This window comes from Gordonia sp. CPCC 205515, from assembly GCF_048537925.1.
In the GTDB taxonomy this organism is placed as follows: domain Bacteria; phylum Actinomycetota; class Actinomycetes; order Mycobacteriales; family Mycobacteriaceae; genus Gordonia.
Genome location: NZ_JBCLVJ010000007.1, coordinates 386,422 through 398,836 on the forward strand (window position 1 = coordinate 386,422; position 12,415 = coordinate 398,836).

The window sequence follows — 12,415 nt, forward strand, 5'->3', positions numbered from 1 at the left end:
AAGAACGCACATGACCTCCGAGATGATCACCATCGACGCCCCCGACGGCACCGCCGATGCCTACGTCACGCGCCCCGACGACGCGACCGGGTCACTGCCCGGCGTGCTGTTCATCATGGACGCCATCGGCCTGCGCCCACAGACCAAGAAGATGGCCGACCGGATCGCCTCGTGGGGCTATGTGGTGTTGGCGCCCAACATGTTCTATCGCGGCGGCACCGCAGCAGAACTCGAGCCGACGGCCGATCTCACCGACCCGGAGAACCGGGCTGCGGTCATCGGCCGGGTCCGCCCGCTGATGGCGGAGTTGACCGACGATGTCGCCGCCGGCGACCTGTCCGCCTACATCGATGCCCTGCACGCGCTCGGCGGCGTCAACACCCACCCCATCGGGATCACCGGCTACTGCATGGGCGGCCGACTCGGCCTGCTCGCCGCCACCACCCGCCCCGATGACGTTGCGGCACTGGGCATGTTCCACACCGGCGGCCTCGTCACCGACAGTTCCTCCAGCCCACACCTGCGGGTTGCCGAGGTGCGCGCCGACATCATCGCCATCCACGCCGACAACGACCACTCCCTGCCGCCCGAAGCCGTCGCCACCTTCGAACGCGCCCTGACCACCGCCGGCGTCTCGCACAGCGTCGAGGTCTATCCCGATGCGGCACATGGCTACACGATGGCCGACACGTCGATGTATCACCACGAGGCCGCCGAACGTCACTTCGACGAACTCCAGAAGCTTTTCGCCCGCACCCTCCACTGACCCGCCCCGTTGACAGCGCCCAGGATCCCGTCGACAGCGCCCCAGATCCCGTCGACGGCGCCCAGATCACCTTGCTAGAAAGCGATCTGGGCGCCGTCGATGAAATCTCGGGCGCTGTCAACGCGGCTGCGGGCGCTGTCGACGGTTGTTCAGAGGTGCTGCCGCTCCCGCTGCTGCGCAACGAAACTCGTCGATGCCTTCTGCATGAGCCCGGGCGCGAACCGCGCGAACCGCCACGCCATCCGCGCCTGCCAGGGCACGACGAGCAGTGGCTGACCGCGTTCGATGGCGACCAGCGCCTCGGCGGCGAGCCGGTCGGCCGAGTACGGCGTCCGAACTCCTTGCCCCGACAGGTAATACGTGCGGCCGGTGAATCCGCCGACCCCGCCGGCGTCGAGCAGCGGAGTCTCGACCGCGGCCGGACACAGCGCGAGCACATCAACACCGTGGGCGGCGGCCTCGGATCGCAACGCCAGCGACAATCCGACGATGGCGTGCTTGGTCATCACATAACTCGTCAGCAGACCGGCCGCGGTGAGACCGCCCATCGACGCAGTGTTCACGATGTGCCCGGAGCGCTGCCGGATCATGTGCGGATACGCGGCGGACACCCCGTGCACGACGCCACGGATGTTGATGTCGATGATCGAGTCCCACTGCTCGGCGCCGAGTAGTTCGGTGTTGCCGCCGAGTGCGATGCCGGCATTGTTGAACATGAAGTCGATCCGTCCGGCGTCGGTGACCACCTCGTCGACGACCGTCGCCACCGCATCACGATCGGTCACGTCCAGCGCCACCGCCCGGACACGCCCGCGCGCGCTGACCAATCCCTCGGCCACCTCCTTGGCGGCGGCCTCGTCGACGTCGGTGCACACCACGTTTGCACCAGCGTGAGCCAAGGCCCGCGTCAGCGCCGCTCCGATCCCCGATCCCCCGCCGGTGACGATCGCGGTGCGGCCGGCGAACCGCCGCGGATCCGGCTCCCGCTGTCTCCACATGCGCTGACCTTGACACCTGTTCAGACACTTGTCAACGACTGTGCGGCGACACCAGCTGCACCTCGCGGGAGAGGAATGGCGGGACATGCCCTAGCCTCAGGTGAGTCACGAGACAAGGGAGCGAGTGTGTTCGTCGTCGCCCACATCAGCGACCTGCATTTCAACGGCACGCGGTACAACCGCAGCCGGATCGAGTCGACGCTGAACTACATCCGTGCCCGCGCCGACGGCATCGACGCGCTGCTTGTCACCGGCGACATCACCGACGAGGGCAGCGACGCCGAGTACCGCGAGGCCGGCCTGGTGCTCGAGAGCCCGCTCCCGATGCTGATCACCGCCGGTAACCACGACGTTCGCGAACGATTCACCGCCACCCTCATCGGCGAAGAATCAGCCGAGCCCGTGAACCGTGCCGAGCTGATCAACGGCATGCTCTACCTCGTCTGCGACAGCTCCCGGCCCGGCCGCAACGACGGCCTCCTCACCGACGACACGCTCACGTGGATGGCTGCGCAGATCACCGAAGCGGGCCCGTCGACGCCGGTGCTGGTGGCCTTTCATCACCCGCCGGTCACCCTCGAGATGCCGTTCATGGACTCGATCCGGCAGACCGGTGAGGAGCGTCTCGTCGCCCTCGTCGATGAGCACCCCAACATTGTCGGCTTCGTCTGCGGGCACGCGCACACGCCGGCCGTCACCACCTTCGCCGGCCGGCCGCTCGCGGTGGCGCCGGGCGTAGCGTCGACGCTGAACCTGCCGTTCGAGGGCACCGACATCATCAACCGCGGTCAACCGCCGGGCATCGCCTTCCACATGGTGTCCGACGACCCCACCACTGCGAGCGGATGGCGGCTGATCACCCATTTCCGTTCGGTCATGTTCTGAACTACGTCGACAGCGCCCTGGATCGCATTGACGGCGCCCGCCCAGGGCGCTGTCGCGGATGATCTGGGCGCTGTCGACGGGCTGCTCTCACAACCCCACCGCCTCCGCCGCTGACTCGGCGGTGTGCCATCGCCTCAGTTCGGCACCGTCGGCCCAGGTGGAATGCGTTCCGCTGGAGATCCTTTCGGGCAGGCGCAGCTTGCAGACAGGGCCGTCGCCGACACGCGCGGCGTCGAAGACCAGGCAGTACGAGGCGTCGTCGTTCATGTCGGTCGTCAGCGTCACCAGGTAGCCGTCGTCCTCGCCGGTGCTGCCGACTCGCGGGGCCATCGCGGTCTCGCTGCCGTAGACGCCGTCGCCGAACCCGAAATGATCCTCGACGCCGGTGTGCAGGTCGTGCCGGACGAGGCCGTCGAACAGGAACCAGCCGGGTTTGCCGGTGGCGGCGTAGACGTAGCGGTAGTCGCGGCCGGCGCGGGTGGCGTTCATCATGCCGAACTCGGTGATGCGTTCCGATAGTGGTTCTTCCTTGACGTGCCCGGTGCGCAGGTTGAACCGCCACCGGTGCAGCCGCGCCTGCATCTGATCGAGCGCGAGGAATCGGAACGCGCGCTGCCATTTGTCGCCGACGCCGTTGTCGGCTGGTTCGGGTTCGCCCTGGAAGAAGCCGTCGAGCACTACCTCGTCGCCGTCCTCGAAGGCGTTCACGAAGTGCAGCACGTAGGTCGGGTCGGCCTCGAACCAGCGGATGTCCTCGGGTTGACCGCGCCGCGGGATCACCGCGAATCGCGACGGCAGGTCCCGGTGGAACCGGGTGACGTGCGCACCCTGTTCCAGCGCGGTCGCATCCCAGAACAGCGGCAGATCGTTGAGGATGGCGTAGTTCTCGGTGAACGCCATGTCATGCGGCAGGCGCGGGCCGGGCAACGGCACATCGATGTAGTGCACGAGGTCGTTGTGCTCGTCGACGACGCCGTAGTGCATGTACGGGGCGTCTTTGGCGTAGTTGAAGAACAGCATCTCCCCGGTGGCGTCGTCGACCTTGGGGTGCGCCGACACTCCCCACCGCGCGGGAAACGCCCCGTGCCACGACTCCTTCCCGAGCGTCATCGCCGAATACGGATCCAGCCGGTAGAGGTCACCACACTGGTAGAAGCTGGTGAGCGCAACGCCGCGATGCACGATGACATCGGTGCTCGACGCATCCTTCATCTGTTGCCGCGCACCCCAACCGTCCTCCCGCTTGGCAACGTAGGGCATCTCTGCGATACCGGCCCAGAGCGATTGTTGTTCTTCGGTTTCCGCTGCGAGCCCATCGGTGCGCACAAACCGGTTGCGGTAGAACGCCTTCCCATCACGGAACCCGACGACGTGCACCATGCCGTCCCCGTCGAACGGATGGTAGTGCTTGATCGAGGGATGCAGCGGATTCTCGGTGTTGCGCAGATAGATTCCGTCGAGGTCGGCGGGAATCTCGCCGGCGACCACATCGAGGTCGTCGGCGCACCATTCGGTGGTCTGCGGTCGCCAGGGTCCGGTGCGATAGGGGTGGTCATCGTCGTCGGGGAGCGTCGACAGATACCGCCCGAGGATCTCCATGTCCATATCGATTCCCTCTCAGTCGATTTCGGCCTCGGTGACGACAAAGCTGACGGTCGTCGAGGTGCTGCCGCCGATGTTGAGGGTGGCGAAGGTCCGCGCTCCGTCGACCTGACAGTCCCCGGCCGTGTCACTGACCTGCCGTGCCGCGTCGAGCACCATCCGTACGCCGGTGGCGCCGACGGGGTGGCCGCCCCCGATCAGGCCGCCACTGGGGTTGATCGGAAAGGCGCCGTCGATCTCGATGAAGCCGCCATCGATGGCCTTCCACGACTCCCCCGGCGGGGTGAGACCGAAATGGTCGATCGCGAAATACTCACTGATGGTGAAACAATCGTGGGTTTCGAGTCCGTCGACATCGTCGATCTCCACCTGCGCCCGACGGAACGCGTCGAGCACGGTGTTGCGGACGTGCGGGAACACGTACGGATCGTCAGCCGAGCGCGCGAACTTGTCGGCGAGGCCGAGTCCGACGGTGCGGTGGCCCCATCCGGCGAGTCGGGCGATGGGCGACACCGACGGATGCTCACGGAGATAGGCATCGTTGACGAGCACAAGTCCCGCTCCGCCGTCGGTGATCTGGCTGCAATCGTAGCGGCGCAACCGCCCTTCGACGATCGGGTTCACGGTGTCGTCCCCGCCGTCGACACTCAGCTTCGGGATCTCCCAATCGCGGGTCTGCGCCAGCGGATTACCGCTGGCGTTCTCGAAGTTGATCTCAGCGATCCGGTGCAGGTGCGTGTCGTCGAGTCCGTAGCGACGGTCGTATTCATCGGCGATGGCCGCAAACATGTATGGCCACATGAACTTTGCGTCCTGTCCCTCGTGGCCGATCCAGGCTGCGGCGCCGAGGTTACGGGAGGCATCGTCGCCGGGCACCGTCTTCTCCAACTCCACCCCGACAACGAGTGCGGAATCGTAAGCACCCGAACGCAGATCGGCGACGGCCGCAAGGATGGCGGTGGAGCCGGACGCGCAGGCGGCCTCGTGCCGGATCGCGGGCACCTCCCACAACTCCGGCGCAACGGCCGCCGGCATCGCGCCGAGATGCCCTTGTCCGGCGAAGATCTCGCCGAACGCATTGCCGACGTGAACGACACCGATCTCGCCGGCCGGAATCCCGGCTGCGGCAAGCGTGCCCTCGACCACCTCCGCGGTCAGCCCACCGTAATCGAGCCCCGCACGAACGGCGTTGCGCGCGAAGTCGGTCTGCACTCCGCCGACGATCCAGACATTCGAGTCGGTCACCGGGACACCTCCGTCGATCGGTACGCCGCACACAACGACCCGCACGACGCTTTTACTACAATTAGCAGAGTTACTGGTCCGAGTAAACCCTCGCCGACGGGATAAGATCGCACACACCATGGCTCCGACACCGTCGTTCACCGCGCTCGAGACCGATGGCGCGAACGCCGTGGCGATCGCCTTCGGTCTGCTCGGGGACGAGTGGAACCTGTGGATTCTGCGCCGGGCCCTCGCCGGTAGTCGCCGCTACCAGGACTGGATGGGGCGGGGCCAGATCTCCAACGCGGTTCTCACGGCTCGCCTCGGCCTGCTCACCGACGCCGGACTGTTCACCCGATCCGCCTACCAGCAGCGACCGGTGCGACACGAGTATCTCCTCACCGAACGCGGGCGCGGGGTGTGGCCGATCCTGTTGGGCATGTGGGCGTGGGAAGCACGCTGGTCGACGCGAGCGCCAGACCAGCTACCGAGAATGGTGCACGCCGAATGCGGCGCCGAGTTCACCCCGCAACTGGTGTGCCGGCACTGCGACGACGACCTCGACCTGACCACCGTGACCGCGTCGGCGGGCCCCAGCGGACATTGGTCACGCAGCGTGCCGGCCGCCCGCGGACGCCGACGGTCCACAGCCACACCCGGACCCGAGCCCGCCGTCCCCGACACCCTCACCCTGATCGGCAATCGCTGGTCGACCGCACTACTCGGCGCACTGATGCTGGGCGCCAACCGGTTTCGGGACCTGACCGAACGCACCGGCGCCAGCCCCGCGATCATCACCGAACGACTCGGCACGTTCGTTGCAGCCGGGGTCGTCGACGCCGCCCCCAACCCGACCCGCGCCGACTGGGTGACCTACCACCTCAGCGACAAGGGCCGCGCCTTCTTTCCGGTCGTCCTCGAGATGATCATCTGGGGACAACGCTGGTTTCAGGCACCAGACGGGCCTGCCCTGATCTTCCACCACGGCGACGACGGCCATGCCCCCGAACCCGAGTGGCGCTGCGACAACTGCACGCATCCGGTATCCGCGGCATCGGTGGTCGAGCGACGCCCCGAGTGATCCGCTCGACCACTGTTGTGACCCGAACCACTCGTGTAGTGTCTGGACTGCCGTAGTTCAGTTAACAGAGTTACTGACGACGACGTTCACCGAAAGGACTCGACCGATGACCGCGTCGACACCCGCCACGGACACTTCCACGGCAACCATCCCGCATTGTCACCCAGCCGATCGCGCAACAGATTTCGCATCCACGGGTGCGTGGCACCCCGAAACGTTCTTGGAGTTGTTCGACGCCGCGGTGTCCGCGCGCGGCGATGCGGCGGCGGTGACCGACCCGGCGAATCTCGCCGCCATCACCGGGGTACCGCCCCGCAGTGTGAGCTGGACCCAACTCGACGACGTGGTGGACCAGGTGTCGGCCACGCTGTACACCAACGGGATTCGCGCGGGCGACGTGGTCGCCGTGTGGCTGCCGAACACCGTCGACCTCATCGCCACCTATCTCGCGATCTGGCGTCAGGGTGCCACCGCGACACCGATGCCGATGTCCTACGGGTCGCACGAGGTGACCGGGGTACTCCGCGCCACGCGAGCCCATGCCCTCATGACCGTCACCCGGTTCGGTGAGACATCGCCTGCGGCCACGGCCCTCGCCATCGCCGACCCGATCACCGTCCTGACGTTCGGCCCCGACACACCGGACGGAGCGATCGACGCATCCACGTCGACGTCGACAGCGGACGCCCGCGAATATGTTGCCGGGCTGGAGCATTCCCTCAACGACCGCATCACCATCTGCTGGACGAGCGGCACCGAGGCCGCGCCGAAGGGAGTACCCCGCTGTCACGGTGACTGGCTGGCCGTCGGTCATGGTGTCCAGGACGGGATCTCGGTCGGCCCAGACTCCGTGGTGCTCAACCCTTTTCCGCTGGTCAACATGGCCGGTTTCGCCGGGTCCCTGATGCCGTGGCTCATCGGCCGGGCCCACCTCGTCCAGCATCAGCCACTCGATCTACCGGTGTTCCTCAGTCAGATCCAGCAGCACGCGGTCACCCACACAATCATGCCGCCAGCCGTGCTCACCTTGCTGCTGCAGCGCGAGGAACTACGCCAAACCGTCGATCTGAGCTCATTGAAATGCGTCGGCTCCGGTGGCGCTCCCCTGCCGCCAGGCGTGGTGGCGGCGTGGCAGAACGACCTCGGCGTCGAGGTCACCAACTTCTTCGGCTCCAATGAAGGCGTCTGTCTCATGGGCACTTTCGCCGATACTCCCGATCCGTTCATCCGCGCCCAACACCTGCCGAACTATGCCTACCGTGACCGCGACTGGACTGCACGCCTCGCCGCGCACACCCGGGTACGGCTGGTCGACGTCGTCACCGGCGGGGAGGTCACCGAGATCGGCGGAGTCGGCGAACTGCACATCGCCGGCCCCACAGTGTTCGCCGGCTACCTCGAGGGGACCGCCACCACCGACCCGTTCGACGAGCAGGGCGCACTCCGTACCGGCGACGTCTTCGAATTGTGCGGCGAGAGTGGCGAATATTTCCGTTTCGTCGACCGCACCAAGGAGATCATCATCCGGGGCGGCATGAACATCGCGCCGGCCGAGGTGGAGGGACTGCTCATCGACCACCCCGCGATCGCCGACGTCGCGGTGGTCGGCTACGACGATCCCGTCATGGGTGAAAAATGTTGCGCAGTGGTCGTTCCCGCAGGCGAGACACCACCGACGCTGGATGACCTGGCGATCTTCCTCCACGAGCGCGGAGTGGCCGACTTCAAGATCCCCGAACGCCTCGAGATCGTCGAGGCCATCCCCCGCAATCCCGTCGGCAAGATCCTGCGCCGCCAACTCCGTTCCACACTCGACTGAATCGATCGGCCCCGAGTCGATCAGCCCCGAAAGGACCTGCCCGATGGCGCATCCCGTCGTCGCCGACCTCCGCATCCCCGTGGTGGCCGCCCCGATGTTCCTCGTCTCCGGACCTGATCTGGTCATCGCGGCGTGCCGCGCCGGTATCGTCGGCTCGTTCCCCACCCAGAATGCGCGCACCGCAGCCGATCTCGACGAGTGGATGGGCACCATCACCGATGCAACACAATCGGACGGCAGCGCACCGTGGGCAGCCAACCTCGTCACCCACTCCACCAATACCCGACTCGCCGACGATCTGAAGCTCATCGCCGAGTACCGCCCGCCGGTCGTCATCACCGCGCTCGGCTCACCGCGCCCGGCGATCGAGACGGTGCACGCCTACGGCGGCATCGTCATCGCCGACGTGGTGAATCTTTCGCTGGCACACAAGGCCGCCGCGACGGGCGTCGACGGCATGGCGTGTATCGCGGCCGGCGCGGGTGGGCACACCGGATACCTCTCCCCGTTCGCTTTCATCTCCGCGGTGCGAAAGATGTTCGACGGTTTGGTCATCGTCGGCGGCGGTATCGCCGACGGCCACGGAGTCGCCGGGGCTGTCGTCGCCGGCGCCGATCTCGTCTACGTCGGCACCCGGTTTCTCGCCACCCGCGAGAGCATGGCCGTCGACGACTACAAGCGGATGGTCGTCGAGCACGGACCCGACGACCTGGTCATCAGCTCTGCGATCACCGGAGCCCCCGCCTCCTGGCTCCGCCCCAGCCTCGCCGCCAACGGTTACGACCCCAACCACCTCGACGCCGAACAGACAGTCAAGAACTACGACGCCGCAAGCGATTCCGCTGCCACGCGGTGGCGGGATCTGTGGGCGGCAGGACAGGGACTCGGTGCCGTCGACGCGGTGCAGAGTGTCGCTGACGTGGTCGACACCATGGCCGCCGAGTACGACATGTCGATCGCGTCCGTCCAGGCTCGACTCCCTTCCGCCGCCGGGTGACCACCCGGGTTCTCACCGCAACGAGGCGAGATGATCTCGGACGAGCATTCGCACCCGCCTGGGAGCGTCGTTGTGGCCCAACAGCAAATGAACCGCCAACCCGTCGATGAGCGCGTGTAGGCGCATCGCTTCGGCCTCCAGGTCTCGACCGGGATCAACGAGTCCGTGGTCTCGGAGATCCACCAGGACGTGCCGACTCAACGAGCGCAGACCGTCATGCGCTTCGAGACCCGCCGCCGCCAGGCCCGGATGTGTCACCGCATCGGTGACCAGCGCGAGGTTCACGTGCATCTCGGCGCGCCGGTTGTCGTCGAACGGCAGAACCTCCGACAGAATCGCCTCGGCCCGTCGCATCGGGTCGCTGATCGACGTGTGCCCGTTCACCCGTTCCCCAACGCGGATGTAGATCAACCGCATCGAGAACGCGAGCATATCCTCCTTGTCGGTGAAGACGTGTCGCAACGATCCGGCCGATATCCCGGCCTCGGCGGCGACGTCCCGTATCGAGACGCCGGATACCCCGTCGCGCACCACCACTCGCCACAGCGCCTCGGCGATCTCGGCTCGGCGCGCATCGTGATCAATCAACTTGGGCACTGTTGCATGGTAGCCCACCCGTGCTAGCTTAATCTGTGTTAGCACAGACGTGTCACCACAATTGATCTACTGACCCCACCGCGTCCGCCAACCGCAGAGGACCATCATGACGGAACCGCGCACTCCAACAACACCGACGAGATCTGCTGCACTCGACGTCCTGCGCGGCGTCGCCATCCTCGGGACCCTCGCCACCAATATCTGGATCTTCACCAATGTCGATGGCTTCGTCGGCTACCTCAACGACACCCATTCGGCGACCGGAGGGTGGGCCACAGTGCAGGATGTCCTGCAGCAACTCGCCCAGGGCAAGTTCCTCGGTCTACTCACCATCATGTTCGGCATGGGTCTGGCCATTCAACAACGCAGCGCACGACGACGCGGCGAACCCTGGCCCGGCGGCTACCCGTGGCGCGCTGCGCTTTTGTTTGTCGACGGAACCGTCAACTACTTCCTGTTCACCGAGTTCGACGTGCTGATGGGCTATGCGGTCACCGGCCTGATCGTGGCCTTTCTGTTGTCGATGAGCATTCGGCGTCAACGTGTCGCGGTGGCCGTCGCCGCGGCCGTGCACGTCATCCTCGTGACGCTCATCGTCGCGGCGATCGCGGCCGCGCCGCCGCCCGCCGGGACCTCCGCATCGCTGTCGCCCAACCCCTATGCCGACGGGTCGTTCCTGGATCTCGTTGCGTTCCGTGCTGACAACATGCTCCTGTTCCGCGCCGAGGTCATCCTCATCCTGCCGATGTCGATTGCGTTGTTTCTCATCGGAGCTGCCCTGCTGCGTGCCGGAGTACTCGAGCCCTCGAGTCGCAACCCATCCGCCGGCCGCCTGCGCTCGAGGTTGATGCTCGTCGGTTTCGGCATCGCGCTCCCCCTCGATCTCGCAATCGGAATGGCCGGCGGCACCGCCGGTCTGATCGTCGGCCGTTACGTCATTGCCCCGATCGTCGCGCTGGGTATCCTGGCCGCGATCGCATCGTTCTATGCGGGCGGCCGCACACCCGGGAGAATCGGCCGGACTCTGTCACCCATCGGTCGGATGGCATTGAGTTGCTACGTGTTTCAGAATGCTCTCGCCGGCGCCGTCTGCTACGGGTGGGGTCTGGGCCTGGCCGCGCGCCTCGATCCGACCACAGTGGTCCCCACGACGGTCGCGTTGTTCATCGCCATCACCGCGGCGATGGCGATGGGCTCCAGGTTGTGGCTACAACGCTTTCCCCGCGGTCCACTCGAATGGCTCTGGCACAGCAGCTATTCGCGCCTGAATCGCACCAATCGGCGTGAGCTCACCCGGCAGATGTCCTAGTGCGTGTCTCGGCCGACGACGACCCAGCCCCCAGCAACTGCTGCAACAGCTTGGTGCCGTACTCGATGATCAATCCGGGTCCGGTATCCGGCAGGTTCTGCGGGATCGACAGCCCCGCTGTGTAGGTCACCGGGATCTTGGCGACGCGGGTGGCCTCGAGTCGGATGCCCTTCTGCTGATCCCGCCGCAGTGGCGTCGCATACTTGGCGAGGTCGGTCGCGGTGGTGACCGTGGCCACGGTACGCAGCCCGACTGCTGCGAAATCGGCTGCGGCACGCCGGATGTGGTTGGGTGAGGTGATCAGGATGATGTCGCTGACGCCTTGCTGTTTCAGCAACGCCGCGGTGTTCTGCGCGTTCGCGACCGTCGACCCGGACGCCCCTTCCTCGGTGATCCGCGCGGCATCGACACCGTTGGTGACGAGCCACTTCTTCATCGCCGACGCTTCTGTCACACCGGCCTTGGGCGCACCGCCGGTCACGACAATCGGTGCGGTGGTGGTGGTTTCGGCTTGACTCTTGCCGGCGGTCACGCGCCGGACGAGTTCGGGTGCCATGGAACCGTTCTTGTTCAGGCCGAAACCGAGAACGACGATGGCCGCACGCCCGGAAACGGTCTTGGGGGTGGTGTCCGGCACGATCTGCGCGGCCGTGGTGACTCCGGTGATGATGTTGCGGGCCGTGGTCGCCAGGGAGGCGTTGACGCTGCCGAGCCTGGACAGCGCCGCCTTACTGGTGACCGCATCGTCCGCCTGGTCGGCCCAGATCGACTGAAGAGCAAGTGCATTGGCATCGGTCGGGGTGAGCGCGAGAAGCTGCTTGACCGCATCGAGCCCGCCTGGCACGTCACCCGACCCGAACTTCTGTTGCGCAGAGTTGTACAGGCCCGGCGCATCCGCCACGGTGACGACCGGTCGAATCCCGCCGGCCGAATGCTCCACCACCGGCAGCGTGCCCACCGCTCCCCCGACGAGCGCAGTCGCGGCCACCACCACGATCGCCCTGCGGACACGTTTCACTCTTGCCACACCAGTCACTTGCGTAACAGTAGGGACTAGCCGCAACAACGAAGCACCCGGCCCGTATCAAGTCGATAACGGTCAATGCCCGCTCACCACGTGGGTGAGCGGGCATAGAC

At 66.4% G+C, this 12,415-nt stretch carries 11 protein-coding genes; 6 read left to right on the forward strand and 5 right to left on the reverse strand.

Features of this window, described 5'->3' with window-relative positions:
- Positions 1-10: 10 nt before the first annotated feature.
- Complete coding sequence (locus AAFP30_RS10900) at positions 11-766, forward strand: dienelactone hydrolase family protein (protein ID WP_419229914.1); 756 nt, start codon at positions 11-13, stop codon at positions 764-766.
- 149 nt (positions 767-915) lie between these two features.
- On the opposite strand, the gene AAFP30_RS10905 is transcribed toward AAFP30_RS10900, so the two are convergent.
- Positions 916-1,764, reverse strand: a complete 849-nt coding sequence (locus AAFP30_RS10905; RefSeq protein WP_419229915.1) for an SDR family NAD(P)-dependent oxidoreductase — start codon at positions 1,762-1,764, stop codon at positions 916-918.
- A 126-nt stretch (positions 1,765-1,890) separates the two neighbouring features.
- Here AAFP30_RS10905 and AAFP30_RS10910 point away from each other — a divergent pair, with 126 nt between their 5' ends.
- A complete protein-coding gene (locus AAFP30_RS10910) occupies positions 1,891-2,649 on the forward strand; it encodes a metallophosphoesterase (protein ID WP_419229916.1) in 759 nt (252 codons plus the stop codon).
- An 87-nt stretch (positions 2,650-2,736) separates the two neighbouring features.
- On the opposite strand, the gene AAFP30_RS10915 is transcribed toward AAFP30_RS10910, so the two are convergent.
- Positions 2,737-4,254, reverse strand: a complete 1,518-nt coding sequence (locus tag AAFP30_RS10915; RefSeq protein ID WP_419229917.1) for a carotenoid oxygenase family protein — start codon at positions 4,252-4,254, stop codon at positions 2,737-2,739.
- A gap of 12 nt (positions 4,255-4,266) precedes the next feature.
- Positions 4,267-5,496 (reverse strand): acetyl-CoA acetyltransferase, encoded by a 1,230-nt coding sequence (locus tag AAFP30_RS10920; protein ID WP_419229918.1) that lies wholly within the window; start codon positions 5,494-5,496, stop codon positions 4,267-4,269.
- A gap of 118 nt (positions 5,497-5,614) precedes the next feature.
- On the opposite strand from AAFP30_RS10920, the gene AAFP30_RS10925 reads away from it, so the two are divergent.
- From AAFP30_RS10925 to AAFP30_RS10935, 3 genes are all read left to right on the forward strand, one after another.
- Positions 5,615-6,556: a winged helix-turn-helix transcriptional regulator gene (locus tag AAFP30_RS10925; protein ID WP_419229919.1), complete on the forward strand. Its 942-nt coding sequence runs from the start codon at positions 5,615-5,617 to the stop codon at positions 6,554-6,556.
- Positions 6,557-6,662: 106 nt separating this feature from the next.
- Positions 6,663-8,375: a class I adenylate-forming enzyme family protein gene (locus AAFP30_RS10930; RefSeq protein WP_419229920.1), complete on the forward strand. Its 1,713-nt coding sequence runs from the start codon at positions 6,663-6,665 to the stop codon at positions 8,373-8,375.
- A gap of 43 nt (positions 8,376-8,418) precedes the next feature.
- Complete coding sequence (locus AAFP30_RS10935; protein WP_419229921.1) at positions 8,419-9,372, forward strand: NAD(P)H-dependent flavin oxidoreductase; 954 nt, start codon at positions 8,419-8,421, stop codon at positions 9,370-9,372.
- Positions 9,373-9,384: 12 nt separating this feature from the next.
- On the opposite strand, the gene AAFP30_RS10940 is transcribed toward AAFP30_RS10935, so the two are convergent.
- On the reverse strand, positions 9,385-9,969 hold the full coding sequence (locus tag AAFP30_RS10940) for a TetR/AcrR family transcriptional regulator (RefSeq protein ID WP_419229922.1): 585 nt from the start codon (positions 9,967-9,969) through the stop codon (positions 9,385-9,387).
- Between the two features lie 106 nt (positions 9,970-10,075).
- Between AAFP30_RS10940 and AAFP30_RS10945 the strand changes: the two genes are divergently transcribed.
- Complete coding sequence (locus AAFP30_RS10945) at positions 10,076-11,278, forward strand: DUF418 domain-containing protein (protein ID WP_419229923.1); 1,203 nt, start codon at positions 10,076-10,078, stop codon at positions 11,276-11,278.
- On the opposite strand, the gene AAFP30_RS10950 is transcribed toward AAFP30_RS10945, so the two are convergent.
- Complete coding sequence (locus AAFP30_RS10950) at positions 11,259-12,296, reverse strand: YdcF family protein (protein ID WP_419229924.1); 1,038 nt, start codon at positions 12,294-12,296, stop codon at positions 11,259-11,261. The genes AAFP30_RS10945 and AAFP30_RS10950 overlap by 20 nt on opposite strands.
- Positions 12,297-12,415 lie beyond the last annotated feature (119 nt).